Below are 26163 nucleotides of genomic sequence, written 5' to 3'. Positions count from 1 at the left end.
TGCGGGTCATCCGTTCTGCGAGAGCGAGCGCTCGGCGGGGCGTCCGCCGAGGTAGAGCTCGGAGAGCTGGGGGTCGGCGAGGAGCTCGGGCGCGGGGCCGGTGATGTGGACGCGGCCCAGGTCGAGCACGCACCCGATGTCGGCGGTCTCGAGCGCGCGGCGCGCGTTCTGCTCGACGAGCAGCACCGCGACCCCGGCGTCGCGCATGCGCACGACCTGCTCGAAGACCGTCGACGTCGTCTTGGGGTCGAGGCCCATCGAGGGCTCGTCGAGGAGCACGACCTGCGGGCTCACCATGAGCGAGCGCGCGAACTCCACCTGCTTCTGCTGCCCTCCGGACAGCAAACCGGCGAGCTGCTTCCACCGCTCGCCCACGACGGGGAAGAGGTTCTGCACGAACGCCACGCGCTCCGCGACCTTCTCCTTGTCGCGCAGCGTGTACGCGCCGAGGAGCACGTTCTCCGCGACGGTCATCTCGCGGAACACGCTGTGCCCCTGGAGCACGTGGGCCAGGCCGGAGGAGAGCATCTCCTGCGGCCCCTGGCCCGTGACGTCGCGCCCGCCGACGAGGATGCGTCCCGAGCGCGGCTTGAGCAGCCCGCTCGCGACCTTGAGCACCGTCGACTTGCCCGCGCCGTTCGGTCCGACGAGGCACACGACCGTCGACGCGGGGACCTTGATGGTCAGCCCGCGCAGCACCATCGCGGCGCGCCCGTACCCGGCCTGGACGTCGTCCAGCTCGAGGAGGTACTCCTGCTTCGCCCCCGTCCCGGGGGTCGGGTCAGACACCAAGGTAGGCCTCCAGCACTCGCGGGTCGGCTTGCACGACGGCGGGGGTCCCCTCGGCGATGGGCCGGCCCCGGTCGAACACGATGACGTGGTGGGACAGGCTCATGACCATGTCCATGTTGTGCTCGACGACGAGGAACGTCTTGCCCTCGGCGTTGAGCTCCTGCACGAGCGTCCCGATGCGCCCGATGAGCGCCGGGTTCACGCCGCCCGCCGGCTCGTCGAGCATGATCGTGTCCGGGTCGCCCATGAGGACGCCCGCGAGCTCGAGGAGCTTCTGCTGCCCGTAGGACAGGTTGCGCGCCTCGACGTCCTCCAGGTGGTCGATGCCGACGCGCACGAGCAGCGCGCGCGCCTTGTCGATCTCCTCCGGGTTGCGCGCCCCGGCGAGCAGCTCGCGCACCTTCGTGCGCCGCACCGCGACGAGCATGTTCTCCAGGACGGTCATGCGGGGGAACACGCGGCAGAGCTGGAAGCTGCGCCCGATCCCGGCGCGCGCGATCTTGTGCGGCGCACGCCGCGTGATGTCCTCGCCGCGGAACGTGACCGTGCCGGAGTCCGGCTTGATCATGCCCGTCACGCAGTTGAAGAACGTCGTCTTGCCCGAGCCGTTGGGCCCGATGAGTGCGTTGATCCTGCCGTGGTGGAACGTGACCGTGGCGTCGCGCACGGCGTGGACGCCCCCGAACGACTTGGTGAGGCCGACGGTCTCGAGGTTGCGGGTCGTCGGTGGGGTGGTGGTCGTGGTCATCGGTCCTTCTCCTCTCCCGTGCCCTCTGCCCTCGGCTCGCCGTCCCCGTGCCGCCCGTCCTGCCCGACGGCGGTGGCCGGCCCGGCGGTCGCGGCGCCCGCGGACGTGGTGGGGTCTGCTGCGGCACGGTTGCGCTCGAGGAGCTCGGCGGCCGTCATCTCGCGGATCGAGGAGTCCTGCGGGCCGAAGCGCTTCACGAGCGCCTGGGCGGCGGGGATGATCCCGTCGGGCATGAAGAGCACGACGACGCCGAGCAGCAGGGCCGTGGCGACGAGGTGGAACTGGGTGTCGCCGAACTCGAGCTTGAAGTACTCCAGGCCGGTGCCCACGACGACGGCACCGAGGAGCGGGCCGAAGAGGTGCCGGACGCCTCCGAACAGGGCCATCAGGACCATGTAGGAGCCGAGCATGATGGAGAACTGGAAGATCGGGTCGAGGTCGCCGAACCACAGGGCGTACATGCCGCCCGCGAGGCCGGTGAACGTCGCCGAGACGACGTACGCGACGAGCTTGTAGTTGCGCGTCGGGACGCCGAGCGCCTGGGCCTTGTCCTCGTCCTCGCGGATCGCCTTGAGCCCGGTGCCGAAGCGCGAGCGGTCGATCGCCCACCACGCGACGAGCATGACGGCGAGCAGCGCCGCGAACAGGTAGAAGAACGTGCGGTGGTGCTCGGGCCGCAGCAGGTCGGGGAACGGGCGCGGGACGACGAGGCCGTCGGACCCGCCGGTGAAGGACCCCCACGCCTGGAAGACGAGCAGCAGGATGAGCACGAACGAGATCGACACGATGACGAACGACGCGCCGCGCACGCGCAGCGCCGCGATCCCCACGGGGATGGTGACGAGCAGGACGAGCGCGCCTGCGACGAGCCAGGCGACGAAGCTCGGGAGGCCGACGTCGCGGATGAGCAGACCGGTCCCGTAGGCGCCGAGCCCGAAGAACGCGGCGTGCCCGAGCGAGACGTAGCCGGTGAACCCGCCCATGAAGTTCCAGGCGGTGGCGGTGCACGCGTAGCTCGCGACGACGATGCCGGCGGAGAGGATGTAGGCGTTGGGGGCCAGAGTCGGGAAGGCGAGGACGAGCACGACGCCGACGGCGAGCGCCGCGAGGCGGGCCACGCGGGCCCACGGGCGCCGAGCGGCAGGTGCGCCGGGGGCGGAGGGAGCAGCCGCGCCGTCGGGCACCGGGCGGGCGGCGGCGGCACCGCGGCGGCTCGCGGGACGGGTGTCAGAAGCGTTGGGCAAGGCGACCTCCGAAGAATCCCTGGGGCCGCAGCATCAGCGTCGCGAAGAGCGCGACGTAGAAGATGGTCTGCGCCCACGTGGTGCCGAGCGGCACCTGGAGCAGGCTCTGGCCGATGCCGAGGACCATGGCGGCGATCGCGGCGCCCGGGATGGACCCCAGGCCGCCGACGACGATGATCGCCATGAGCGGGCCGATCCAGTGCCAGTGCAGCGACGGGTAGATCGTCGCGTCGAGCGACAGCGCGGTCCCGCCGATGGCGGCGGTCGCGAGGCCGAGGCCGAAGCCGTAGCCGGCGACGCGGTCGGTCTTGATGCCGACGAGCTGCGCGGCCTCGCGGTGCTGGATCGTCGCGCGCAGCGCCTGGCCGAACCGGCTGTGCTTCATGAGCAGGTAGAGCAGCGCGAGGGACAGCGCCGCGAGCGCGAAGGCCACGAGCTTCACGACGGCGATCCGCGCGCCGAAGAACTCGATGCTCGCGCCCGAGTACGGGAGCTGGATGCGCCGCTGCGTGCCGCTCCAGACGAAGCCGATCATGCCCTCGATGAAGAGGGCGACGGCGAACGTGAGGAGGACGGACATCATCGTGAGCGTCGCGGGCCGCAGGCGCGTGATGAGCAGGCGCTGCATCCCGACGCCGACGAGGAAGAACAGCGGCACCGTGACGACGAGCGACAGCAGCGGGTCCATGCCGGTCTGCTGGTTGAAGAACCAGGCGAGGTACGCGGCGAGGATGAGGAACGCCGAGTGGGCGATCATCACGACGCGCATCACGCCGAAGTACAGGGTGAGGCCCGCTGCCAGGAGGGCGTAGAGCCCTCCCAGCAGCACGCCGAGCACGAGGCTCTGGAAGAGCAGGGTTCCCGTCACGAGGCGATCACCAGGCCGGCTTGGGGAAGACGAAGTCGGCTTCCTTCGCGTCCTGCGGGAGAACGATCTGGATCTCGCCGCCGACGTACTGCTGGATGAGGTGGGCGCCCTGCGGCTTGCCCGTCTCGTCCCACGTCAGCGGCCCGACCACGGTCTCGACCTCGTTGTCCCGGAGCCACGAGATGAGCTCCTGCTGGCACTCGCCCTGCTCGGCGCACCCGACGGCCTCGACCGCGGCGGCGACGACCTGGCCGGTCGTGTACGCGTTGGCCTCGTCCTCGCCGGGCGGGTTGCCGTGCAGCTCCGTGTACCGCTCGACGAAGTCGACGTTCGACGGCCAGCTCGCGGTCTCCGTGTAGCCCGTGGGGGAGAGGATGCCCTCGGTCTTCGCGCCGATCGCGGCGGAGAACTCGGGGTTGGTCGGCGCGGTCGAGAACGCGGCGAGCATCGGCTGATAGTTGAGCTGCTGCAGCGCGACGATGAGGTTCACCGCGTCCTGGTACTGCGTGCCGCCGATGACCATGTCCGCGCCCGAGTCGTTGATCTTCGCGGCGATCGAGGAGAAGTCGGTCGTGTTGGGCGGGTAGACCTCGTCGACCACGACGTCGAGGCCGGCGTCGGCGAGCTTGTCGCGCAGGCCGTACGCAGTGCCCTGGGCGAACGGGTCGTCCATCGCGGCGACGGCGACCGTCTGCGGGCGCTCGGCCTCGGGCATGTCGAGGATGTGGTCGGCGAGGTAGTTGTAGTGGTCGTCGGCGACGGCCGGGGCGGCGTAGAAGAGGTTCTCGAAGCCCTGCTCGAACACCTCGTTCGCGGCGCCGGCAGGCTCGACGAAGAGCATCCCGTACTCCTCGGCGACGCGGGCGCTCGGCACCACGAGGCGCGTGGAGAACGGGCCGAAGACGAGGTCGACCTCGTCCTGCGCGATGAGTGCCTCGTAGTCCTGCACGACGCGGTCCGCGTTGGACTGGTCGTCGAGGATCTTCAGCTTCACCTCGCGGCCGAGGAGGCCGCCGTCCTCGTTGACGAACTGGGCCCAGGCCTCGTAGCCGCGCTGGACCCCCTTCCCGGGCTCGGAGAAGTCGCCGGTGAGGGGGAGGGAGATGCCGACGACGATCGGGTCGTCCGCGCCACCGCCTCCGCCCCCGTCGTCGGACCCGCCGGAGCACGCCGTGAGGACGAGCGCCGCTGCGGACGCCCCGGCCACGAGGGCGAGCGCACGGCGTGCGCGGGGGCGGGTGGACATCCGTGGAGTCGACCGAGAATGCATGGACGTGACTCTCCCTACTTCGTCGTAGTGAAGACCTGAGGCCGTACTGCTCCGTACGAGACCGCTGCATTGCGAAAGCGCTTTCGTAAGCGCTTCCGCTAGAGTACGGTGCGGACAGTGGATGTGGCAAGCGTCACGTCGGGAAGGGCCCTCGGGTCGCCGACCGGGCGACGCACGGACGAGCGGAGCAGGGGTGCGTCGAGAGGGTCGGGCCACGAAGGGCCGGAGCGCGCTGCGGCTGGTGGACGTCGCCGAGCGGGCAGGCGTGTCGCTCGCGACCGCGTCGCGCGCGCTGTCCGGCAGCGACGGCGTGTCGGAGGTGCTGGCCGAGCACGTCCGCGAGGTGGCCACGCAGATGGGCTACATCGCCAACCCGCACGCCCGCACGCTCGCGGGCGGCACGACGTCGGTCGCGGGCCTGCTCGTCTACGAGATCGGCGACCCCTACTTCTCTGAGATCGCGAGCGGCGTCGTGCGCGTCGCGACCGAGCACGGCTGGAGCGTGCAGATCAGCCACACCGAGCGCGAGCCCAGCGCCGAGGTCACGCAGATCCGCCTCATGCGCGCGCACCGTGTGGGCGCGATCCTCGTCGCCGGGTCCGGGTACGTCGAGCCCGCGATGGAGGCCGACGCCGCGCGCGAGCTCGAGGCGTTCGAGGAGGCCGGGGGGCGCGTCGTCGTCATCGGGCGGCACCACCTGCCCAGCGACGCCGTGCTGCCCGACAGCGAGGCCGCCGCCGAGACCCTCACTGAGCACGTGCTCGGCCTCGGCCACCGCCGCCTCGCGATCGCCGCCGGGCCCGAGCGCCTGACGACCGTCGCCGACCGCACCGCCGGCATCCGGGCCGCCGTCGCGGCGCACGGCCTCGACCCGGACGACCTTGTCGTCGTGCACGCGCCGTTCACGCGCGAGGGCGGCCGGGACGCCACCGCGCGCATCCTCGACGAGGCCCCCGGCACGACGGCGATCCTCGCGCTCAACGACGCGATGGCCACGGGCGTGCTGTCGCTCTTGCGCGAGCGCGGCGTCGTCGTGCCGCGCGACATGTCGGTCACCGGGTTCGACGACATCCAGGTCGCGCAGGACCTCGCGCCCGCGCTGACGACCGTGCGCCTGCCGATGAGCGAGATGGGTGCCGCCGCGTTCGAGATGGCGCTGCGGCCGCCGTCGGCCCGGCCCCGCCGCAAGCGCACCGACCACGTGCTCGTCGTGCGCGACTCCACGGCCCCGCCCCGCCCGGGCCCGCCCCCGGCGTGACCCGGGCCCTCGCCACCACCTCGCCAACGACCCGCCACCCGTGAGGCGGCGCGGGCGTCAGAAGGGCTTGCGCGCGACGACGAGGAAGCGCGGCGCCTCGTCGACGAACTCGTGGCCTGCGGCGAGGTGCAGGTGCAGGGCGCGCAGCGGTGCCTCGTAGCGCGCGACCGCCTCGGACGAGAGCGACGCGAGATCCGGCACCTGCCAGGCCGTGAGCCGCAGGTACCAGAGCAGGGCGGCCAGGTCGCGGAACCGGCGCAACCCCTCGTGCTCGCGCGCGGCGTCGACCACGAACCCGGCCTCGCGGAGCACCTCGACCGCGGCGTCGAGCGTGACCGAGTCCGGGTCCCACGCCGGCTCGGCGCCGAGCGCGGTGCTCAGACGCACGCCGTCGCGCGAGTCGGCCTGCTGCGTGAGGAACACGCCGCCCGGCTCCAGCACGCGGAGCACCTCGTCCGGGTCGAACTCCTCGTGCCGGTCGAGGACGACCGCGAACTGGCCGTCGAAGAACGGCAGGAGCTGCTCGTCGTCGCCCTCCACGGGCCGCACCTCGACACCGAGGGGCTCGAGCCGCCGTCGGGCCACCGGCAGGTTCGGGGCCCAGCCCTCGGTCGCCGCGGAGCCCGCGGGGAACGGGCCGAGCGTGGAGAGGAGCTCGCCGCCGCCCGTGCCGAGGTCGAGCACGGGCCCGCGCCCGCTCGCGACGAGCTCGCGCGCGAGCGCCACGTAGTCCCACGGCAGCGGGTCCTCGACGACGCGGCCCGCCACGGGGGAGAGGTCGAAACCGACGACCGGGACCGCGCGGGCCCACGCGACGTGCTCCTCGAACGAGGCGTCCCGGGCGGGCACCGGCGCCTCGCTCGCGCGGTCGGGGGTGGCGGGGGTGTCGGGTACCGCGTCAGGCATGGGTCGATTGTCACCCGCCCGGGCGCCGGAGCCGAACGCGAGCGGTGCGCGGGCGCGGGCGCGCCACGACCCGACGGGGAGGACTCCCCATCGCCCGCACCACGGCGCGCACGATAGCCTCCCCGGTGCCCGCCTCGCGCGTCCCGGACACCGGGTGCCGGCGGGCCGGACGACCGACGAGGGGACGAGGACGACGTGAGCGGTATGTGGGGCGCGGACGTCAACGAGCTGCGGAGGCTGGCGCAGTCGCTGCGGTCCGCCTCGGACCAGCTCGTGAGCACGACGTCCGAGGTCAGCGGCCTCGTGGAGGCGGCGGGCCGCTGGCAGGGCGGCGACGCCGACCAGTTCCGCAGCGAGTGGACCGGCACGTCCGTCGCGCTGCTGCGCGGCGTGAGCCAGACGCTCTCCGAGGCGTCGCAGGCCGTCCTGCGCCACGCGGACCAGCAGTTCGCGACGAGCACCGAGGGCGGGTCCATCCCGTCCCCGGGCGTCCCCGGGCCCGGCGTGCCGACCGGCCCCGGCGGCGGCCCTCCCGGCGCGGGCGACCCGCTCGACGGGTCGATCTGGGACGTCGGCGACACCGCGCTGTCCGCGTGGGGCGCCGGGAGCGGCGCGTGGATCGCGTACCGCACCTTCCTCGCCGCGCGCGGCTTCCTCGACGCGAGCCGGCTCGCGGCGCTGTCGCCCGCGGCGGCGAGCGCCCTGCAGCTCACGCGCGGGATGGCGGTCGGGGACGCGCTGAGCGTGCTCGGGCGGGCCACGACGTTCTCCCGGTTCATGGGCTTCGCGGGCGGTGCGGCCGGCGTGGTCGGCGGCATCAACCAGATCGTCAACACCCAGTACGACGGCGTGCGCGGCGGCGTCGACCGCGGCATGGGCGTCCTGTCCGTGATCGGCGGCGCGGGCACCATGGCGATCGCGGCGGGGCTCCTCACCAACCCGGTCGGCATCGCGGTCGTCGCGGGCGCGGCGGCGGTCGCGGGCGTCTGGGCGCTCGGCAACCTCGTCTACGACAACTGGGACTCGATCACGGGGTTCTTCTCGGACCCGGGCCCGTACCTCGCGGACGGCTGGAACGACGTCACGAGCTTCGTCGGGGACGCGGCCGATACCATCGGCGACGTCGCGTCCGACGTCGGTGACGCGATCGGCGACGGGCTCTCCGCCGCCGGCGACTTCATCGGAGGCCTCTTCTCGTGACCCAGCAGCCGACCATGCAGTGGTCCGCGGCCGACATCGCGGCCGCCGAGCAGACGCTCGCGCGCACGGCGCCCGGCGAGGTGACGCACGTCGTCACGCTCACGGACGAGGAGGTCGCGATCCTCGACGGCCTCCAGAACCCGCAGCTCGTCCCGCTGCCCTGGCTCGACGCGCAGGAGAGCGCGGACCGCACGCTCGTGGGGCGCGTGGCCCTGCGGTCGCTGCTCGCGCGGGGTCTCGTGGTGCCGTCCGACGAGGAGCGCCCGCCCGGGCCGGGCGGCGAGCCGCAGGTCGGGATCGACGCGGTCCCCGAGGTGACGGGCCCGCTCGTGCTGCGGCGTACGGCGTCGGCCATCCTCTCCGCGGACCGCACGACGGCGCTCGGCAAGCACTGGGTGTACGTCTACCTGCACGACGAGGACCGGGTGCTCGAGGAGGAGGTCGGGCCGAGCGGCCACCACTCCTTCAGCGTCTACCCGCTCGCCGAGCTCGCGGGGCGCCTCGCGGTGTTCCTCGACCCCGCGGCGAAGGCCGTGCTCGACGGCCGCGCCCGCACCTTCACGACCGAGCAGTTCGCCGCGGAGGCCCGCACGTCGCCCGAGCTCTCCGGAGCGGTCGCCGTCACGGTGCTCGGGGCGGTGCGCGCAGGCTCGGACACCCTCGTCCGGGTGAGCGTCTACGCGACGCCGGACGGCGTGTACGTCGTGCGCGGCGGCGAGCACGACGCCGACGGCGCGCCCGTCACTCTCGAGCTGTCGGAGGTCGGGCCGGCGACGCTGCGCCGCCTCCCCGCCGAGCTGCTCGGCCGATGACGGCCGCGCCGACCGGCGACCGCGCGACGCGCAAGGTGCGCCACTGGGCCGACGCGTCGCGCCTCGGCCGCCTCCGGCACGTCGAGGCAGCGACGCCGAACGGCCCCGCGTGGGCCGTGGTCCTCGTGCTCGTGCTGCTCGCGCCGGTCGCCAGCCTGGCCGACGGCGAGGTCGTCGCCGCGGCCGTCCTGCTCGTGGCCGTCGCCGCCGTGCTCGGCGTCCTGCTGTGGTTCCTCGGCTCGGAGAAGCTGCTCGTGCTCGACGGCGGCATCGTCGTGGGCTCGTTCGCACCGTTCCTGCGCCCGACGGTCATCCCGTGGTCGGGGATCGACCCCCGCACGGTGTCCGCCGTCGTGGGCAACCAGCGCACGATCGGGCTCCTCCTGGCCGACCGCGGCGTGAGCGGCGCGTCGCGCACGGTGCTCTGGTCGCGCCGGCCGGTCACGTTCCTGGCGGTGTCGCCGGTCGTCGCGCGGCACGCGTGGGCTCAGGGCCAGCCCGTCGACCTCGCGACCGCCCCCGGCTTCGACCTGTGGGTCTTCTCGACGCGGCGGCCGTCCCGGCAGGCGCCCCTGGTGCACGCGCTCGCCGCCGCGATGCACGACGCGCGGGTCCCCGGCGCCGACGCGGTCGTCCCGCACGCGCTCCCGCCGCGGCGGCTGCGCTCGACCGCCGAGGACGCCGACCACCTGGGCATCCCCGAGCGGTTCCGCCGCGCGCCGCTCCGGCGCGTCTGACTCCTCGCCCTGCCCGGTCGCGGGCCGGGCGCGGTCAGGCGGAGGCGGGACCGAAGGCCGCGGCGAGGGGCGCCGTCGGGCCGTCGCCGGCCGTGCTCGCGCCGCCCAGCGCCCCGACCTGGAGCACCATCCACGGGCTGAACGCCCACGGCGTGGCGGCGACCCCGCGCGCGACGTCCCGCGGGTCGGCCCAGGCGAGCTCCATCACCTCGTCGGGGTTCGCCTCGACCGGGCCCGCAGCACGGGCGGCGTAGACGGGGCAGATCTCGTTCTCCACGACGCCCGACGCGTCGACGGCCCGGTAGCGGAACCCGGGGACGGCGACCTCCAGGTCCGCGATCTCGAGCCCGAGCTCGTGCCGCGCGTGGCGGACGATCGACTCCTCGGTCGACTCCGTCCAGCGCGGGTGCCCGCAGAACGAGTTGGTCCACACGCCGGGCCACGTGCGCTTCGCGAGGGCGCGCCGCGTGAGGAGCAGGCGGCCCGCGTCGTCGAGCACGTAGCAGGAGAAGGCGAGGTGCAGGGGCGTCTCGGTCGTGTGGACCGCGGCGCGCTCGAAGGTGCCGGTCCGGCGGCCCTGGTCGTCGACGGTGACGACGTGGTCGGCGGCGACGGGGACGTGCGAGGTCATGCGGCCACTCTCGCACACGCCGCTCGCCGACCGGCAACCCCCTCCGGCACCGACGGTGAGCGGGGTCACTCCACCGGGTTCGCGGACGACCTTGCCGGACCCTCCCGGGCGTGAATTAAGGTGAGGGTAACCTCACTAGTGTTGACCCGCCGGGCCGAGCGCCCCCGAGCAGATCCGAGCACCATGACCTCGCCCGCGACCGCCGCCACGACGGCCGACGTCCCCGGCGGCACGGCACCGGCCGACCGCGCCGACCGCCCGGCCGGGGTCGCCCGCACGAACGCGGGGCGCAGCGTCGGGCTCGTCGTCGCCCTCGCGGTCCTCGTGCTCGCGGTCGTGCTGAGCCTCGTCGTCGGCTCGAAGCCGGTCCCGCTCGGCACGGTCTGGGACGCCCTCACCGGCTACGACGGCTCGGGCGACCACGTGATCATCCGCGACCTGCGCCTCCCGCGGACGGTCGTCGGGCTGCTCGTCGGCACCGCGCTCGGCGTCTCGGGCGCCCTCATCCAGGCCATGACGCGCAACCCCCTGGCCGACCCGGGCATCCTCGGGGTCAACGCGGGTGCCGCGTTCGCCGTCGTGCTCGCCGTCGCGTTCCTCGGGCTCACGGACATCGGGTCGTTCATCTGGTTCGCGTTCGCGGGCGCCGTCGTCGCGACCGTCGCGGTGTACGCCATCGGGTCGCAGGGCCGCGGGGGAGCGACGCCCGTGCGGCTCACCCTCGCGGGCGTCGCGCTGGGCGCGGTGCTCGGCGGTGTCTCGCAGGGCATCACCCTGCTCGACCCGGCGGCGTTCGACCGCATGCGCTTCTGGGGCGCCGGCTCGCTCGCGGGCCGCACGATGGAGATGGCGGGGACGATCGCGCCGTTCGTCGTGGTCGGGCTCGTCATCGCGCTCGTCGTCGCGCGCCCGCTCAACACCGTCGCGCTCGGCGACGACCTCGCGAGCTCGCTCGGCGCGCACGTGGGGCGCACGCGCGTGCTCGTCGGCGTCGCGGTCATGCTCCTGTGCGGCGCGGCGACGGCCGCGGCCGGGCCCATCGCGTTCGTCGGCCTCATGGTGCCGCACGTCGCGCGGTGGACGGTCGGCCCGGACCAGCGCTGGATCCTCCCGTACTCGGCGGTGCTCGCGCCCGTCCTGCTGCTCGTGTCCGACGTCGTCGGCCGGGTCGTCGTCATGCCGGGCGAGCTGCAGGTCGGGATCGTCACGGCGTTCGTCGGTGCCCCGGTCCTCATCGCGCTCGTGCGCCGCTCGAAGGCGAGCGGGCTGTGAGCGCCCCGGTGCAGGACCGTCTCCCGGCCGGGGCGCCCGGTCCGGACCGGCGCGTCGACTTCGGCCGCCCGACGCGCGTCGTGCGCGGCCGGGGCGTGAGCCTGCGGCTCGACCTGCGCACGCTCGCGGTGTGCGGGGCGCTCCTGCTCGTCGCGCTGGCCGTCGGGGTGGTCGCGCTCACCACCGGCGACTACCCGCTCACCGTGCCGCAGGTGCTCCAGGCGCTCGTCGGCGCGGCCGACGGCCCGGTGCACATGGTCGTCGTCGAGTGGCGCCTCCCGCGCGCGCTCATGGCGCTCGTGCTCGGCGCGGCGCTCGGCGCGAGCGGCGCCATCTTCCAGTCGCTCACGCGCAACCCGCTCGGCAGCCCCGACGTCATCGGCTTCAACACGGGCGCGTACACCGGGGCGCTCGTCGTCATCATGCTGCTCGGCGGCGGGTACGTCGGCGTGGCAGCGGGTGCGCTCGTCGGCGGGATCGTCACCGCGGGCGTCGTGTACGTCCTCGCCTACCGGCGCGGCGTGCAGGGGTTCCGCCTCATCATCGTCGGCATCGCGGTGTCGGCGATGCTCGCGTCCGCCAACCAGTGGCTCATCGTCAAGGCCGACCTCGAGACGGCGATGGCCGCCGCCGTGTGGGGCGCGGGGTCGCTCAACGGCATGACGTGGGCGCAGGCGGTCCCCGCGTGCGTGCTCGCCGCGCTCCTGGCCCTGCCGCTCGTGTGGCTCGCCCCCCGCATGGGCCTGCTCGAGCTCGGGGACGACGCCGCAGCCGCCCTGGGCCTGCGCAGCGAGCGGGTGCGGCTCGCGCTCGTCGTCCTCGGCGTCGCGCTCACCGCGCTCGTCACCGCGGCGGCCGGCCCGATCGCGTTCGTCGCGCTCGCCGCACCCCAGCTCGCGCGCCGCCTCACGGGCAGCGCGGGCGTGCGCATCCTGCCCGCCGCGTGCATGGGCGCGGTGCTCCTGGCCGCGAGCGACCTCGTCGCGCAGCGCGCGTTCGCCCCGACCCAGCTCCCCGTCGGCGTCGTCACCGTGAGCGTCGGCGGCGCCTACCTCGTCTGGCTCCTCGTCCGCGAGGCCCGCAAGTGACCCCGACCCCGCAGACCGGAAGGACCCCGGTGGCACCCACCCAGCTCGCGGACGCCCCGCACGACGCGGCCGCGCCCGGCACCGCCGACCGCGCTTCGGCCCCCGCCGCCGACCGCCTGCACGCCGACGGCATCACCGTCGGCTACGACGACCGCGTCATCTCGTCGGGGCTCGACGTGACGATCCCCGACGGCTCGTTCACGGTGATCGTCGGGCCGAACGCGTGCGGGAAGTCGACGCTGCTGCGGGCGCTGTCGCGCCTCCTCAAGCCGTCGCAGGGCGAGGTCGTGCTCGACGGCCGCTCCATCTCGTCCATCCCCGCGAAGGAGGTCGCGCGCCGCCTCGGCCTCCTGCCGCAGTCGTCGATCGCGCCCGAGGGGATCACCGTCGCGGACCTCGTCGCGCGCGGGCGCTACCCGCACCAGAAGCTCCTGCGCCAGTGGTCGCGCGAGGACGAGGCGGCCGTGGTCGCCGCGCTCGCCGCGACCGGCACCACGGACCTCTCGGGCCGGCTCGTCGACGAGCTGTCCGGCGGCCAGCGCCAGCGCGTGTGGGTCGCGATGGTCCTCGCGCAGGAGACGCCCCTCCTCCTGCTCGACGAGCCGACGACGTTCCTCGACATCGCCCACCAGATCGAGCTGCTCGAGCTGTGCGCCGACCTCAACCGGGACCGCGGGCACACGCTCGTCGCCGTCCTGCACGACCTCAACCACGCGTGCCGCTACGCGACCCACCTCATCGCCATGAAGGACGGCGCGATCGTCGCCGAGGGCGCGCCGGGCGACGTCGTCACGGCCGAGCTCGTGGAGGACGTGTTCGGCCTCCCGTGCCGCATCATCGCCGACCCCGTGACGGGCACCCCGCTCGTCGTGCCCGAGGGCCGGCCCCGCCGCGCCTGACGCGGCCCCGTTCTCCCGGTCGGACCACCCCGCCCGACCGGCCCCCCACCGTCCTGCGCTCGCCCGCACCGCCTCGTCGGAGGAGCACCGCATGACCCGCACGACCCGTCCCTCGTCCACCCTGCCCGGCGCGCCCCGTGCGCGGCGCCGGCCCGCGCGCACGGTCGCGGCGGCCACGCTCGCGCTCGGTCTCACGGCCGTCGTCGCGGCGTGCTCCCCGGGCACCGACGCGGGCTCCGACGGCGCCGGGGACGACCAGCCGTCCGCGAGCGCCGACGGCTGGTCGTGGACGTCCTCGGGCCACGGCACGACGTACGAGCTCGACGAGGCGCCGGACCGCCTCGTCGTCGACGGCTACTCGGCCGCCGCGCTGTGGGACTACGGCGTGCGGCCCGACGGCGTGTTCGGGTACGGCTTCTCGGACACCGGCGCGCTGTCGATCGGCAACGCGCGGGTCGACGAGATGGAGGTCGTCGGCACCGACGCCGAGCTCAACCTGGAGAAGCTGCTCGCGCTCGACCCCGACCTCGTGATCGGGTTCGGCACGGAGGACGGCACGGCGTGGCGGTGGTGGGACGAGAAGATCACCGAGGAGGCGACCGCCGTCGCGCCGTTCGTCGGGATGAAGTTCTCCGGCCGCCCCGTCGTCGAGGTGATCGAGGACTACGCGTCGCTCGCGGAGGCGCTCGGCGGCGACGCGGACACCCCGGAGGTCGCGGAGGCGCGGGCCGCGTTCGACGAGCGCCTCGACACCCTGCGGGCGATCGCGGCGGAGAAGCCGCTGACGATCCTGCCGCTCAACGGGGCCGAGGAGCTGTGGGTCGGGCAGCGGACCCTGGGCCAGCTCGCGCTGCTGGAGGAGCTGGGCTTCACGATCGGCGGCCCGCAGGACCAGCAGGCCTGGGCGGAGCTCAGCTGGGAGCGTGTGCCGGACTACCCGGCGGACGTCGTGCTCAGCTACACCGGCTCCGACGAGGCCATGGCGGCGAACCCCGTCTACGCGGGCCTGCCGGCGGTCCAGGCGGGGCAGGTCGTCGGCTGGGACGACAAGCGCCCGTTCACGTGGGCGAGCTACGTCGAGTGGTTCGACGAGCTCATCGCGGTGCTCGACGGCGCCGAGGTGGTCTCGGGGCCGCCCGCGTCCTGACCGTCCCACCAGTCGAGGACGACGGTCGCGTGGTACGTGAGCCAGCGTGACGGCTCGCCCGCGGGGGCGTCGACCTCGAACCACACGCGGCCCGGGTGGCGCCGGCCCTGGAGCCAGGTGCCGTCCGGGCGCCGCGCGCGGCGGACGTGCTCGACCGCGTCCGCCGCGCGCGGGTCCGGCGGCGTGCCGTCGAGCAGCGACGCCGCGCGCAGGTAGACGAGCGCGTTGAGCACGCTGTAGTACCAGCGGAACGGGTAGGCGAGGCGGAACGCCCAGTCCCCGACGGGCTCGCCGGTGCCGAGCCGGCGGAACAGGCCGCGGCGGAGCAGGTACTCCTCGCCGGCGCGGCGCGCGGCGCGCAGCTCGTCCGTGGCCCCGGCGTGCTCCTGGTAGGCGAGGAGGCCCTTCAGCGCGTTGAGCGTCGAGTGGTACGACGACACGGTCGCGCCCTCGACCCACGCGCAGTTCCACCCGCCGTCGGGCAGCCGTCCGTCGAGGACGGTGCGGAGCAGCCCCGTCACGTCGACGCCGAGCCACGCGCCCGCGGCGAGCGTGTACCCGTTGATGCACCAGTCGACCTCGCCGCCCCAGTAGGGCAGGTCGTCGTACTCCCAGCGGCAGCGCTCGGCGAGCAGCTCGGGCGTGCGGCGCGCGCGGAGCACCTCGGGGTCGAGGCCCCACTCGCGCAGCGCGACGAGCGACCAGGTGGTCGCGGTCCAGGGCTGGCCCTCCTCGGGCCTGCCCTCGGCGTCCGGCGGGGCCGCGCCGTCCCCGCCGACGTCCGCGGGGAAGTACGCGCCGCCCGCCCACTGCCCGTCGGGGTCTTGGTGGCCGAGCAGCCGGGCGCCGAAGCCCTCGGTCGCGACGCGCGCCCGCGTCGCCCGCCACACGGAGGGCGGGGCGTGCACGACGTCGCGCTCCACCTGCCAGCGCAGCGCCGGGTCGGCGTCGAGGAGCCAGCCGACGACGTCGTCGTCGACCGGCCCGCCGGACGGTCGGTCGGCCATCCCGTCACGCTACGCCCGGGGACGGCCGACCGCCGTCGGTCAGGCGAAGCCGAACACGGGCGGGAACACGAGGGCGACGACCGCCGCCCACGCCGCGTAGACGGGGAGGAAGCGCGTCTGCCACGCGACGAGGTCGGCGAACGGCCGGCGCCCGCGGAGGAACGCCGTCGCGAGCACGGCCGACCACGCGAGGTGGACGAGCAGCAGGAGGTTGAGCCCGAGCGCCGCCGCCTTGTTGGGGCTCACGCCGAACTCGGCGATGCGCGTGAGCATCGCGGTGAGCGCGACCGCGTCGACGGCGAGCGCCGCGCCGACGAGGACCACCAGGAGCCCGTCGAAGAACGACCCGGGCGCGAGCGGGTCGCGCGCGGAGACGGAGTAGAGGAGCAGGCACAGGACGAGCACGAGGATCGCGTCCATGAGGATGAGCAGCTCGCGGTCGACCGCCGCGAGGTTCCCCGCCGTCGCGAGGACGACGAACGCGGCGAGGAGCATGACGAGCGTCAGCGGCGTGAACACGCGCGTGAGCACGGGCGCGATGTTCTCGACGACGTTCTGCTTGGCTTCGACGAGCCAGGCGGCCACGATCAGCGCCGCCGGCACGCACAGGGTGAGGATCCAGCTGTCGAGGTAGGGCTCGAGGTCGACGCCGGCGAGCGAGAAGACCCCGATCGTCAGGCCGAGCAGCACCCCGCCCCCGAGCGCGATGAGCGTGTAGTACACGGCGAGCTCGCCCGTGAACCGCACGAAGTCCATGCGACGCGCGTCCGAGCGCCACCGCCCGCCCACGTAGGCGAGCCCGACGACGGACCACAGCGTCACCGGGGCGGCGAGCGCCGCGAGGACGAACGTCGCGTCCGTGGGCGCGAACGGGTACACGTTGAGCACGACGCCCAGCACGACGAACGGCACGACGAGCGCGCCGACGACGCGCAGCGTCACCTGGCGCTTCCACGCGAGGTAGGCCGTGAGGAACGGCAGCACGAGGAGCCCGACGTTGAGGCCGACCGTCTCCCAGGGCAGGAGCACGGTCGCGACCTTGACCGTGACGCCCACCGCGACGGCGAGCCCGAGCACGACCGCGAGCTCGCGCCACGAGCGGGTGCGGCCGGGCTGCCGGCCCACGAGGACGAGCTGCTTCCACAGGCGCTCGGAGTGCTCCTGCGCGAACTCGCGCGACAGGTCGTCGAGCGTGCCCATGCGCTTGACGGCGACGAGGAAGGCCTCGTCGTCGTCGAGGCCCGTCGCGCGCAGGTCCTCGACCCGCTCGCGGAGGTGGTCCTCCATCTCGTCGACGTCCGCGGCGGAGATCGCCTCCCGGCGCCGGACGTACCCGCGCCACTGGTCGATCTGCGCCTCGAGCGCGGCGTGCGGGCCGGGGCTCGCGCCGCCGGCGGGCGCGGTCGCGGCGCCCATCAGGCCCACCCCTCCGCGACGCGCGGCGGGCTCTGCAGCCCGTCCTGGGTGGAGCGCCAGACCTGGTGGAGCGCGTGCGCGACGACGTCCCACTGAGCCTGGCGCTCGACGAGCGCCTCGCTCCCCGCGGCCGTGATCGCGTAGTGCTTGCGACGCCGGCCGACGTCGGACGTGCCCCACGACGCCTCGACGAGCCCGAGGCGCTCCAGCCGGTGCAGCAGCGGGTAGAGCATGCCGTCGGTCCACTGCATCCGGCCGCCCGAGAGCTCGTCCACACGCTTGAGGATCGCGTAGCCGTAGGACTCGCCGTCGGCGAGGATCCCGAGCACGAGCGGGGTGGCCGAGGCGGCCACGAGGTCCTTGTCGATACGCATAACGCTCCTATGCCTAGTTGTTCTAGGGGTTACGACCCTAGCAGATCTAGGGTTGGCCTCGGCGGGCGTGCGCCGCCTGCGCGCCGTCGTCGACGCGCTCCCGGACCGCGCGGAGGAGATCGTCGTCACGGTCTTCCCCGACCAGGACGGCGAGGGGACGCTCGACGTCGTCGTGTCGCTCGACGGCCCCGACGCCGCCGTGCTCGACCGCGCGATCGCACCGCACCGCACGCTGTTCGAGGTCGTGCACGGCGATGACGGCCCCGTCCCGGACGTGCCCCTCGTCGCGCCCGGCCGCGAGCCGTACGACGCGCGCGACGTCGTCGTCGACACCGCCGCCGACTGGGTCGTGGACGTGTGGGACGCCGCGGCGCGCGGCAGGTCGCGCGTGCTGGGCGTGGTGGACGGGCACGACGGCCACGGCACCTCCGTGCCGCGCTCGCGCCGTGAGCGGGGGAGCCGGGCCACGCGTGGTCGCCGGGGGCGACCCTCGGAGGCGCCGCCTGGAGGAAGAGCAAGGGCCGGGAATGCGAAAGTCCCGGTCAGGGACGACCTGACCGGGACCTCGTCACGTGCGCGAGGGGGGAGTTGAACCCCCACGCCCTTTCGGGCACACGGACCTGAACCGTGCGCGTCTGCCTATTCCGCCACTCGCGCGTGCCGCAGAAGACTAGCACGGCGCGGGCGACCGACCGGCACCGCGCCGTCCTGCGTGACGCCCGCCACCCGGACGCACCGCGGCGCGGCCCCGTCGCCGACCACGACCTTCATCGCCCTCGAGCATGCCGTCGCTCCCGGGAAGAGCGGCGAGACGACGGCAACCTCGTGCTCGGCGGGGGAGCGGACGCCCGACGTTCACACGCTCCACCACGAAAGCGCCACATCCGTCCGGTAATCGTCCGACGAAACGGGCCTGCTGGTCCGACGCGATCGATACGATCTAGGTAGTCTGCCCGGACGCGGGTGCGCGGGGGGCCACCGGAAAGGGCGCCGGCAGAGCAGACGAGATCCGCGCGGCGTCAGCCGCGGCACGAGCGAGCACGAGGGAGGAGGTGGCATGGGAGTCCTGGACCGCTTCGAGAAGGGCGTCGAGCGCGTCGTGAACAACGCCTTCGCCAAGGTCGGGCGCAGCGAGGTCAAGCCCGTCGAGCTCGCGAGCGCGCTGCGGCGCGAGGTCGACGACCGCGCCGCCGTCGTCGACCGCGAGCGCACGGTCGTGCCCAACGAGTTCACCATCGAGCTGTCGGTGGACGACTTCGGCCAGGTCGAGGGGTGGGGCGCGGAGACGCTCGCCGACGAGCTGGCGTCGAACGTCACCCAGTACGCCGCGTCGCAGCACTACGCGTTCGTCGGCCCCGTGAGCGTGAGCTTCGAGCAGAACGACACGCTCGACGTCGGCCGCTTCCAGCTCCGCTCGGCGAGCGTGCGCGGCAACGTCGCCCCCGCCACGACGGCGTCCCCGAGCACGCGCCACCCGCTCGTCGACATCGACGGGCAGCGCTACCTGCTCACCGGCCCGGTCACGGTGATCGGCCGCGGCTCGGAGGCCGACATCGTCGTCGACGACCCGGGCGTCTCGCGGCGCCACCTGGAGATCCGGGTGACCCCGGAGGGCGTGATCGCGACGGACCTCGGCTCCACGAACGGGCTGTTCGTCGAGGGCCACCAGGTGCCGGCCGCGACGCTGCTCGACGGGAACTCCCTGACGATCGGCCGGACCCGCATCATGTTCTGGACCGGCGCGTCCGACAACGAGGAGTGGTGATCCGGCCCGCATGACCGATCTCACGTTCACCCTGCTCCGGCTGGGCTACCTGGTGCTGCTCTGGGTGTTCGTGCTCTCCGCGATCGGGGTGCTGCGTCGGGACCTGTACGGCACGAAGATCACGCCGCGCCGCGGCAAGAAGAGCGGTCCGGCCCCGGCCGCCCGCCCGACGTCGGGCCCCACCCCCGCCGCCCCGGAGCCGTCGCGGCCCGCCGCGCCCGCGGGACCGTCGCGGCTCGTCGTCACCGCCGGCCCGCTGACCGGCACGACGATCCCGCTCACGACGTCGTCGATCCTCATCGGCCGCGCGCCGAGCTGCACGCTCGTCCTCGACGACGACTACTCGTCGTCGCGCCACGCCCGCATCTTCCCGCAGCACGGGTCCTGGTTCGTCGAGGACCTGGGCTCCACGAACGGCACCTACGTCGAGGACCAGCGGATCGCCCAGGTCACCCCCCTGGGCCCGGGGACGCGGGTGCGGATCGGTCAGTCCGTCGTCGAGCTGCAGAGGTAGCCCGCAGTGAACATCGCCCTGCGCTACGCCGCGCGCTCCGACGTCGGGCTCGTGCGCTCCAACAACCAGGACTCCGGCTACGCGGGCCCGCACCTGCTCGTCGTCGCGGACGGCATGGGCGGCCACGCGGGGGGCGACGTCGCGTCGTCCATCGCGATCGCCGCGCTCGCCCCGCTCGACGGCGAGTCGCACGGCCCGGACGACGCGCTGGCCGAGCTCGAGCGCTCGATCGACCACGCCCGCCAGGACCTCGTGGACCGCAGCGTGACCGACCCGGAGCTGGTCGGCATGGGCACGACCGTCACCGCGATCCTGCGCGCGGGCAACAAGCTCGCCATGGCGCACCTCGGCGACTCGCGCGCCTACCTGCTGCGCGACGGCGAGCTGAACCAGGTCACGACCGACCACACGTTCGTCCAGCACCTCGTCGACACGGGGCGCATCTCGGCGGACGAGGCGGAGACCCACCCCCAGCGCAACGTCGTCATGCGCGTGCTGGGTGACTTCGACATCGACCTCACGCCGGACATGTCCGTGCGCGAGGCGAAGCCGGGCGACCGCTGGCTCCTGTGCTCGGACGGCCTGTCCGGGTTCGTCAGCCAGGAGACCATCGCGCAGACGCTCGCCGACACGGACGACGTCGACGCGTGCGCCGACCACCTGCTCCAGCTCGCGCTGCGCGCGGGCAGCACGGACAACGTGACGGTCGTCGTCGCGGACGTCGTGGACGTCGACGCCCTGCCCGACGGCGGGGCCCCCGGCACGGGCGCGCAGGTCGTCGGGTCGGCGGCGATCGACCGCGACGCCCCGACGTCGGCCGCGGACGGCCCGGCGGCCCGCGCGGCCGCGCTCATGGCGAGCACGAAGGCGACCGCCCCGGCCGAGGACCCGGACGCCGACGCGGCGGACGAGGACGGCACGGAGGGTCGCACCATCGCCGAGGGCTCCGGCGACGACGAGGACGACGTGCGCCCGGGTCGCGCGCCCCGGCGCTGGGTCACCGTGGTCGCGATCCTGCTCGTGGTCGCGGGCCTGGGCGTCGCCGGCTGGGCGGGCTACCGCTGGACGCAGTCGCAGTACTACGTGGGCGTCGCCGACGGCCAGGTCGCGGTGTTCCGCGGCATCCCCGAGAACGCGGGGCCGGTCACGCTGTCGACCCCGATCGAGCTCACGGGGACGCGCGTCGACGACCTGCCGGGCTACGTCGTCGACCGCCTGGAGACCACGATCCCCGCGCAGTCGCTCGAGGACGCCCGCGCCCGCGCCGAGCGGCTGGTCGCCGAGGCCACGGAGGACACCACCGAGACCCCCGCGACCGACGGCTCGACCGAACCGCCCGCGGACGGGACCGTCGACGGCGCGACGACGGGGACGCCGGACGCCGACGCGCCGGACGTGACCCCCGCGCCCACCGACGGCGCCGGCTCGGGGGCCTGATGGCCACGGTGGAGACCACCGAGGTGCGCCCCGGCCGGGGCGCGGAGCTCGGTCTGCTCGTCCTCGCGCTCGCGCTGGGCATCGGGGCGTACGCGCTCGTGGGCCTGCAGCTCACGGGCGAGCTCCCGGGCCGCTTCTACGTGTACAGCATCGGCACGGTGGTGCTCGCGGGCGCCGCGCACGTGCTGCTGCGGTTCAAGGCGCCGTACGCGGACCCGGTCATCCTGCCGATCGCCGTCGCGCTCAACGGCATCGGCCTCGCCATGATCTTCCGCCTCGACCTGGGCTCGCAGGTCACGGGCGGCACCCAGGACCTCGCGCCGCGCCAGCTCCAGTGGACGGCGCTCGGCATCCTCTGCGCGTTCGCCCTCGTCTGGTTCCTGCGCGACCACCGGACCCTGCGCCGCTACACCTACACCGCGATGATCGCGGGCATCGTGCTCGTCGCGCTGCCGCTCGTCCCGGGCCTGGGCACCCGCATCAACGGCGCACAGATCTGGATCAACCTGTTCGGCTTCTCGCTCCAGCCGGCCGAGTTCGCCAAGGTCGCGTTCGCGATCTTCTTCGCGGGCTACCTCGTGACGAACCGCGACACGCTCGCGCTCGCCGGCCCCCGCGTGCTCGGACTCCAGCTCCCGCGCCTGCGCGACCTCGGGCCGATCATCATCGTCTGGCTCGTCTCGCTCGCGATCCTCGTGTTCGAGCGCGACCTCGGGACCTCGCTCCTGTTCTTCGGCCTGTTCGTCGCGATGCTCTACATCGCGACCGAGCGCGTGAGCTGGGTCGTCATCGGTCTGCTCCTCATCGCGGTCGGCGCGGTGCTCGCGGCGTCGACGTTCGGGCACGTGCAGGCGCGCGTCGACGTGTGGCTGCACCCGTTCGACCCGGAGATCTTCGGCCGCAGCCCGGGTGGCTCGGGCCAGCTCGTGGGCGGCCTGTTCTCGCTCGGCAACGGCGGGCTCTTCGGCACCGGCTGGGGCGCGGGCTACCCGCGCACGGTCCCGTACGCGTTCTCCGACTTCATCTACGCGTCGCTCGGCGAGGAGCTCGGCCTCACGGGCCTCATCGGCATCCTGCTCGCGTACCTCGTCCTCGTGGAGCGCGGCCTGCGCACCGCGATCGGCGTGCGCGACGGGTTCGGCAAGCTGCTCGCGGGCGGTCTCGCGTTCGTCATGGCGTGGCAGCTCTTCGTCGTGGTCGGCGGGATCACGCGGATCATCCCGCTCACCGGCCTGACCATGCCGTTCGTCGCCCAGGGCGGGTCGTCGCTCCTCGCGAACTGGCTCGTCGTCGGGCTGCTCCTGCGCATCTCGGACGACGCGCGCCGCCCCTCCTCCCTGCCCGTGCGCGGGCAGGTCGCGCCCGGCGGGGCGCGCAGCCGCACCGACTCCGACCCGGTCGCGGTCGTGGGCGGCGGCGCGGCCGTGGGCGCCCTGCCCGACGACGCCCCCACCACGGTCGGCGCGCCCGCCGTCCCCGGTCCGTCCACGGGCCCCGCGCGCGCGACGACGGGCGTCCAGCCCGCCGTCGGCCGCACCGGGGAGGTCCCCGACCACCCGGACGAGCTGCGGACCGAGGTCGTGCAGCGACCGGACGCGGGTGCCGAGACCGACCGTGACCCCTGGGGAGGAGCCCGGTGAACGTCCCCCTGCGTCGCGTCGCGACCGTCGTCCTCGTGATGTTCCTCGCACTCATGGTGTCGACGACGTACATCCAGTTCGTCCAGGCCGACTCGCTCAACAACGACTCGCGCAACGCCCGCACGATCTACCGCGAGTACAACAAGTTCCGCGGCCCGATCGTCGTCGCGGGCGACGCCATCGCGTCCTCGACGCCGGTGGACGACGCGTTCGGCTTCCAGCGCCAGTACTCGAACGGCCCGCTCTACGCGCCCGTCTCCGGCTTCCTGTCGCTCACCAACGGGCGCACGGAGATCGAGGACAAGGAGAACGACTACCTCAACGGCGAGGCGAGCTCGCTGTGGCTCGACCGCCTGAGCGCGCTCTTCACGGGGCAGCAGCCGCAGGGCGCGTCCGTCGAGCTGACGATCGACCCGGCGGCCCAGCAGGCCGCGTGGGACGCGCTGGGTGACCAGCGCGGCGCCGTCGTCGCGATCGAGCCCAAGACGGGCCGCGTCCTCGCGCTCGTGTCGAAGCCGAGCTACGACCCGAACGAGCTCGCGACGCACGACACCGCCCTCGCGCGCCAGCGCTACCAGGAGCTGCTCAACGCCGAGGGCAACCCGATGTCGAACCGGGCCATCCGCGGCAACACGTACCCGCCGGGCTCGACGTTCAAGATCGTCACCTCCGCCGCGGCGCTCGAGAGCGGGCAGTACACGCCCGAGACCGTGATCCCGGCCCCGGACGAGCTGCCGTACCCCCAGTCGACGCAGACGATGAAGAACTTCGGCGGCACGCGCTGCTCGCCCACGGGCGAGATGACCCTCGCGGACGCGCTGCGCATCTCGTGCAACACCGCGTTCGGCGACCTCGCGATGACCCTGGGCGAGGACGCGATGCGCGACCAGGCCGAGGACTTCGGCTTCGACGCCTCGCTCGAGATCCCCATGGACGTCACGCCGAGCCGCTTCCCCGCCGAGGGCACGCCGGGCGCCGACGCCGCCGGGATCGCGCGCGCCGGCATCGGCCAGGGCGAGGTCAAGGTCACGCCGCTCCAGATGGCGATGGTCGCCACCGCGATCGCGAACGACGGCGTGCAGATGGCCCCGTACACCGTCGAGACGATCCGCAACCCCGACCTCGACGTCGTCCGGCAGTCGGAGCCGCGCCGTCTGCGCACCTCGGTCTCCCCGTCGACGGCCGAGCAGCTCACCCAGATGATGGTGGGCGTCGTGCAGAACGGCTCCGGGAAGTCCGCGCAGATCCCGGGCGTGCAGGTCGCGGGCAAGACGGGCACCGCCGAGACGGGCGGCGAGGCCGCGCCGCACGCGTGGTTCACGAGCTTCGCGCCGGCCGACGACCCGCAGGTCGCGGTCGCGGTCATCGTCGAGAACGGCGGCTCGATGGGCAACGAGGCGACGGGCGGCGCGATCGCCGCGCCGATCGCCCGCGCCGTCATGGAGGCGGTGTTGAACGGATGAAGCCGGTCCGGGGGCTGACGCTCGGCAACCGCTACCGCCTCGTGCGGCGCATCGCCGTCGGCGGCATGGGCGAGGTGTGGGTCGCGGCCGACGACGCGCTCGGCCGCGAGGTCGCGGTCAAGGTCCTGCGGAGCGAGTACGCCGGCAACGAGGACTTCCTCAACCGCCTGCGCACCGAGGCCCGCAACAGCGCGGCGCTCTCGCACCCCAACATCGCGCAGATGTACGACTACGGCGAGACCAACGGCTCCGGGTACCTCGTCATGGAGCTCGTCGTGGGCGAGCCCATGGCGGACCTGCTGGAGCGCGAGCCGGTGCTCCCGCCCGCGCGGCTCCTGCCGATCCTCGCGCAGACCGCCCGGGCGCTGCACGCCGCCCACCTGTCCGGCGTCGTGCACCGAGACGTCAAGCCCGGGAACATCCTCATCGACCGCTCCGGCACGGTGAAGATCACCGACTTCGGTGTCTCGCTCGCGGCCAACCAGGTCCCGATGACCGCGACGGGCATGGTCATGGGCACGGCCCAGTACCTCTCGCCCGAGCAGGCCGTCGGCCAGGCCGCCACCGGCGCCTCGGACATCTACGCGCTCGGCATCGTCGCGTACGAGTCCATCGCGGGGAACCGCCCGTTCACGGGGTCCACGCCGGTGGACATCGCGGTCGCGCACGTCAACGAGCCGGTGCCGCCGCTGCCCACGTCGGTCGACCCGGAGCTCGGCGAGCTCGTCATGGTCATGCTCGCCAAGGACCCGCTGGCGCGGCCCCACCCGGCCGACGCGCTCGCGCGCGTCTTCGAGGGCATCGCCGTGCGCCTCGCGAGCGACCCCTGGTCCGCCCGCACGGGGGCGCCCGCCCCCACGCGCCGCGCGCGCCGGGCCCGCACCACCGCCGACGACGTCCCCGCGCCCGAGCCGGACCCGGCACCCGTCATCACGCCGCTCGTCATCCCGGCCGCGGTGCGCGACCCGCACGCGCCCGACCCGGCGAACCCGTGGGTCGCCCCCGAGCCGCGTCGCGCCGCGCACGCCGCGCAGGCGGACGTGCCGCCGTCGGCCGCGACGCCCCCGGGGCCGCTCGACGACGACGCCACCCGCGTCCGCCCGCTCGGCCGGCACGGCGGGACGGTCCCGGAGACCGCCGAGCCCGTCCCGGCACCGCCCGCACCGGACGACGCCGCGCCCGGCCCGGCCCTCCCGTGGGAGCGCCCCGTCCCCGCGGCCCCGGCGGACGACCCGGCCGCCCCGCGGTCGTACCCGCCGCGCCGCGAGATGCACGGTCCGACGCGCTCCTCACGACGGCCGCAGCCCACCCGCGCGGGCACGCGCCCGGCCGGCGCGCCCGGGGGCTCGACGCGCGCCGAGCCCGTCGCCCCGGCGACCCGCGCCGAGGCCCGACGTCAGTCGCAGTCGGCACCCGTGCCCTCGCGCTCCGCGGGGCGCCGCACGTCGACCACGACGGGCCGCCGCCTGGGAGGCCTGCCCAACGGCCTGACCTGGCCCCTCGTCGCCCTCCTGGGTCTCCTGCTCGTGCTGGTGATCGCGACGATCGCCACGCTCGGGGACCGGGACGGCGACGGCGGCGACGCCGCCCCCGTGCGGGGCGCGGAGACCTCCGTCGAGGTCGCCGTGCCCGACACCGAGACGCTCCCCGGACGGGTGACATCGTGACGACATCG

25 protein-coding genes and 1 tRNA gene are annotated in these 26163 nt (G+C 74.3%); 15 read left to right on the top strand and 11 right to left on the bottom strand.

Features of this window, described 5'->3' with window-relative positions:
* Positions 1-6: 6 nt before the first annotated feature.
* From BJP59_RS17555 to BJP59_RS17535, 5 genes are all read right to left on the bottom strand, one after another.
* Positions 7-789, bottom strand: a complete 783-nt coding sequence (locus BJP59_RS17555; protein ID WP_021479843.1) for an ABC transporter ATP-binding protein — start codon at positions 787-789, stop codon at positions 7-9.
* Complete coding sequence (locus BJP59_RS17550) at positions 782-1540, bottom strand: ABC transporter ATP-binding protein (protein ID WP_021479842.1); 759 nt, start codon at positions 1538-1540, stop codon at positions 782-784. Before BJP59_RS17550 ends, BJP59_RS17555 begins: the two co-directional genes overlap by 8 nt.
* On the bottom strand, positions 1537-2658 hold the full coding sequence (locus BJP59_RS17545) for a branched-chain amino acid ABC transporter permease (protein ID WP_194521595.1): 1122 nt from the start codon (positions 2656-2658) through the stop codon (positions 1537-1539). The genes BJP59_RS17550 and BJP59_RS17545 overlap by 4 nt, the downstream gene beginning before the upstream one ends.
* A gap of 109 nt (positions 2659-2767) precedes the next feature.
* A complete protein-coding gene (locus tag BJP59_RS17540) occupies positions 2768-3652 on the bottom strand; it encodes a branched-chain amino acid ABC transporter permease (protein ID WP_021482482.1) in 885 nt (294 codons plus the stop codon).
* Between the two features lie 7 nt (positions 3653-3659).
* The gene (locus tag BJP59_RS17535; protein ID WP_194521594.1) at positions 3660-4898 is read right to left on the bottom strand and encodes an amino acid ABC transporter substrate-binding protein; all 1239 of its coding nucleotides are present in this window, start codon (positions 4896-4898) and stop codon (positions 3660-3662) included.
* Between the two features lie 217 nt (positions 4899-5115).
* On the opposite strand from BJP59_RS17535, the gene BJP59_RS17530 reads away from it, so the two are divergent.
* Positions 5116-6180, top strand: coding sequence for a LacI family DNA-binding transcriptional regulator (locus tag BJP59_RS17530; RefSeq protein WP_228485155.1), 1065 nt, complete (start codon positions 5116-5118; stop codon positions 6178-6180).
* A gap of 57 nt (positions 6181-6237) precedes the next feature.
* On the opposite strand, the gene BJP59_RS17525 is transcribed toward BJP59_RS17530, so the two are convergent.
* The gene (locus tag BJP59_RS17525) at positions 6238-7086 is read right to left on the bottom strand and encodes a class I SAM-dependent methyltransferase (RefSeq protein ID WP_194521592.1); all 849 of its coding nucleotides are present in this window, start codon (positions 7084-7086) and stop codon (positions 6238-6240) included.
* A 195-nt stretch (positions 7087-7281) separates the two neighbouring features.
* Between BJP59_RS17525 and BJP59_RS17520 the strand changes: the two genes are divergently transcribed.
* From BJP59_RS17520 to BJP59_RS17510, 3 genes are read left to right on the top strand one after another with little or no spacing between them, the layout of a single operon-like run.
* Positions 7282-8286, top strand: a complete 1005-nt coding sequence (locus BJP59_RS17520) for a hypothetical protein (RefSeq protein WP_137281383.1) — start codon at positions 7282-7284, stop codon at positions 8284-8286.
* Positions 8283-9098, top strand: a complete 816-nt coding sequence (locus tag BJP59_RS17515; RefSeq protein ID WP_194521591.1) for a hypothetical protein — start codon at positions 8283-8285, stop codon at positions 9096-9098. The genes BJP59_RS17520 and BJP59_RS17515 overlap by 4 nt, the downstream gene beginning before the upstream one ends.
* A complete protein-coding gene (locus BJP59_RS17510; protein ID WP_194521590.1) occupies positions 9095-9835 on the top strand; it encodes a hypothetical protein in 741 nt (246 codons plus the stop codon). The genes BJP59_RS17515 and BJP59_RS17510 overlap by 4 nt, the downstream gene beginning before the upstream one ends.
* 34 nt (positions 9836-9869) lie before the next feature.
* On the opposite strand, the gene idi is transcribed toward BJP59_RS17510, so the two are convergent.
* Positions 9870-10466 (bottom strand): isopentenyl-diphosphate Delta-isomerase, encoded by a 597-nt coding sequence (idi, locus tag BJP59_RS17505; RefSeq protein ID WP_086150146.1) that lies wholly within the window; start codon positions 10464-10466, stop codon positions 9870-9872.
* Positions 10467-10649: 183 nt separating this feature from the next.
* Here idi and BJP59_RS20010 point away from each other — a divergent pair, with 183 nt between their 5' ends.
* The 4 genes from BJP59_RS20010 (at position 10650) to BJP59_RS17490 (ending at position 14872) form a co-directional block, all read left to right on the top strand.
* Entirely contained in the window at positions 10650-11738 is a 1089-nt protein-coding gene (locus BJP59_RS20010; protein ID WP_228485154.1) for an iron chelate uptake ABC transporter family permease subunit, read from the top strand.
* Complete coding sequence (gene fepG / locus BJP59_RS17500; RefSeq protein WP_228485153.1) at positions 11735-12826, top strand: iron-enterobactin ABC transporter permease; 1092 nt, start codon at positions 11735-11737, stop codon at positions 12824-12826. The genes BJP59_RS20010 and fepG overlap by 4 nt, the downstream gene beginning before the upstream one ends.
* Before the next feature lie 29 nt (positions 12827-12855).
* Complete coding sequence (locus tag BJP59_RS17495) at positions 12856-13725, top strand: ABC transporter ATP-binding protein (RefSeq protein ID WP_194521588.1); 870 nt, start codon at positions 12856-12858, stop codon at positions 13723-13725.
* Positions 13726-13816: 91 nt separating this feature from the next.
* Positions 13817-14872: an ABC transporter substrate-binding protein gene (locus BJP59_RS17490; RefSeq protein WP_137281378.1), complete on the top strand. Its 1056-nt coding sequence runs from the start codon at positions 13817-13819 to the stop codon at positions 14870-14872.
* Here the strand turns inward: BJP59_RS17490 and BJP59_RS17485 are convergent.
* The 3 genes from BJP59_RS17485 to BJP59_RS17475 are packed head-to-tail and all read right to left on the bottom strand — an operon-like array spanning position 14797 to position 17669.
* Positions 14797-15879, bottom strand: coding sequence for a squalene cyclase (locus BJP59_RS17485; protein ID WP_194521587.1), 1083 nt, complete (start codon positions 15877-15879; stop codon positions 14797-14799). The genes BJP59_RS17490 and BJP59_RS17485 overlap by 76 nt on opposite strands.
* 39 nt (positions 15880-15918) lie before the next feature.
* Positions 15919-17295, bottom strand: coding sequence for a permease prefix domain 1-containing protein (locus BJP59_RS17480; protein WP_194521586.1), 1377 nt, complete (start codon positions 17293-17295; stop codon positions 15919-15921).
* Complete coding sequence (locus BJP59_RS17475; protein WP_194521585.1) at positions 17295-17669, bottom strand: PadR family transcriptional regulator; 375 nt, start codon at positions 17667-17669, stop codon at positions 17295-17297. The genes BJP59_RS17480 and BJP59_RS17475 overlap by 1 nt, the downstream gene beginning before the upstream one ends.
* 52 nt (positions 17670-17721) lie before the next feature.
* On the opposite strand from BJP59_RS17475, the gene BJP59_RS17470 reads away from it, so the two are divergent.
* Positions 17722-18261, top strand: a complete 540-nt coding sequence (locus BJP59_RS17470) for a DUF6389 family protein (protein ID WP_194521584.1) — start codon at positions 17722-17724, stop codon at positions 18259-18261.
* Here the strand turns inward: BJP59_RS17470 and BJP59_RS17465 are convergent.
* Positions 18243-18326, bottom strand: a tRNA-Leu gene (locus tag BJP59_RS17465). The two genes, BJP59_RS17470 and BJP59_RS17465, sit on opposite strands and share 19 nt — an antisense overlap.
* 400 nt (positions 18327-18726) lie before the next feature.
* On the opposite strand from BJP59_RS17465, the gene BJP59_RS17460 reads away from it, so the two are divergent.
* From BJP59_RS17460 to BJP59_RS17435, 6 genes are read left to right on the top strand one after another with little or no spacing between them, the layout of a single operon-like run.
* Complete coding sequence (locus tag BJP59_RS17460; protein ID WP_021480387.1) at positions 18727-19434, top strand: FhaA domain-containing protein; 708 nt, start codon at positions 18727-18729, stop codon at positions 19432-19434.
* A 10-nt stretch (positions 19435-19444) separates the two neighbouring features.
* Positions 19445-19948, top strand: coding sequence for an FHA domain-containing protein FhaB/FipA (locus tag BJP59_RS17455; RefSeq protein WP_194521583.1), 504 nt, complete (start codon positions 19445-19447; stop codon positions 19946-19948).
* 6 nt (positions 19949-19954) lie between these two features.
* Complete coding sequence (locus BJP59_RS17450; protein WP_137281369.1) at positions 19955-21385, top strand: Stp1/IreP family PP2C-type Ser/Thr phosphatase; 1431 nt, start codon at positions 19955-19957, stop codon at positions 21383-21385.
* Positions 21385-23025: an FtsW/RodA/SpoVE family cell cycle protein gene (locus BJP59_RS17445; protein WP_137281368.1), complete on the top strand. Its 1641-nt coding sequence runs from the start codon at positions 21385-21387 to the stop codon at positions 23023-23025. The genes BJP59_RS17450 and BJP59_RS17445 overlap by 1 nt, the downstream gene beginning before the upstream one ends.
* A complete protein-coding gene (locus BJP59_RS17440) occupies positions 23022-24488 on the top strand; it encodes a peptidoglycan D,D-transpeptidase FtsI family protein (RefSeq protein WP_194521582.1) in 1467 nt (488 codons plus the stop codon). The genes BJP59_RS17445 and BJP59_RS17440 overlap by 4 nt, the downstream gene beginning before the upstream one ends.
* A complete protein-coding gene (locus tag BJP59_RS17435) occupies positions 24485-26155 on the top strand; it encodes a serine/threonine-protein kinase (RefSeq protein WP_194521581.1) in 1671 nt (556 codons plus the stop codon). The genes BJP59_RS17440 and BJP59_RS17435 overlap by 4 nt, the downstream gene beginning before the upstream one ends.
* Positions 26156-26163: the final 8 nt, after the last annotated feature.

Source organism: Cellulosimicrobium sp. JZ28 (assembly GCF_015327065.1).
Lineage (GTDB): Bacteria > Actinomycetota > Actinomycetes > Actinomycetales > Cellulomonadaceae > Cellulosimicrobium > Cellulosimicrobium funkei.
This window is presented reverse-complemented; position numbering and strand designations above follow the sequence as displayed.

Coding starts and splice junctions, on each gene's coding strand:
- BJP59_RS17550 (WP_021479842.1), bottom strand. CDS start 1,540: ATGACCACGACCACCACCCCACCGACGACCCGCAACCTCGAGACCGTC.
- BJP59_RS17535 (WP_194521594.1), bottom strand. CDS start 4,898: ATGTCCACCCGCCCCCGCGCACGCCGTGCGCTCGCCCTCGTGGCCGGG.
- BJP59_RS17525 (WP_194521592.1), bottom strand. CDS start 7,086: ATGCCTGACGCGGTACCCGACACCCCCGCCACCCCCGACCGCGCGAGC.
- BJP59_RS17510 (WP_194521590.1), top strand. CDS start 9,095: ATGACGGCCGCGCCGACCGGCGACCGCGCGACGCGCAAGGTGCGCCAC.
- idi (WP_086150146.1), bottom strand. CDS start 10,466: ATGACCTCGCACGTCCCCGTCGCCGCCGACCACGTCGTCACCGTCGAC.
- BJP59_RS20010 (WP_228485154.1), top strand. CDS start 10,650: ATGACCTCGCCCGCGACCGCCGCCACGACGGCCGACGTCCCCGGCGGC.
- BJP59_RS17490 (WP_137281378.1), top strand. CDS start 13,817: ATGACCCGCACGACCCGTCCCTCGTCCACCCTGCCCGGCGCGCCCCGT.
- BJP59_RS17485 (WP_194521587.1), bottom strand. CDS start 15,879: ATGGCCGACCGACCGTCCGGCGGGCCGGTCGACGACGACGTCGTCGGC.
- BJP59_RS17480 (WP_194521586.1), bottom strand. CDS start 17,295: ATGGGCGCCGCGACCGCGCCCGCCGGCGGCGCGAGCCCCGGCCCGCAC.
- BJP59_RS17475 (WP_194521585.1), bottom strand. CDS start 17,669: ATGCGTATCGACAAGGACCTCGTGGCCGCCTCGGCCACCCCGCTCGTG.
- BJP59_RS17460 (WP_021480387.1), top strand. CDS start 18,727: ATGGGAGTCCTGGACCGCTTCGAGAAGGGCGTCGAGCGCGTCGTGAAC.
- BJP59_RS17455 (WP_194521583.1), top strand. CDS start 19,445: ATGACCGATCTCACGTTCACCCTGCTCCGGCTGGGCTACCTGGTGCTG.
- BJP59_RS17445 (WP_137281368.1), top strand. CDS start 21,385: ATGGCCACGGTGGAGACCACCGAGGTGCGCCCCGGCCGGGGCGCGGAG.
- BJP59_RS17435 (WP_194521581.1), top strand. CDS start 24,485: ATGAAGCCGGTCCGGGGGCTGACGCTCGGCAACCGCTACCGCCTCGTG.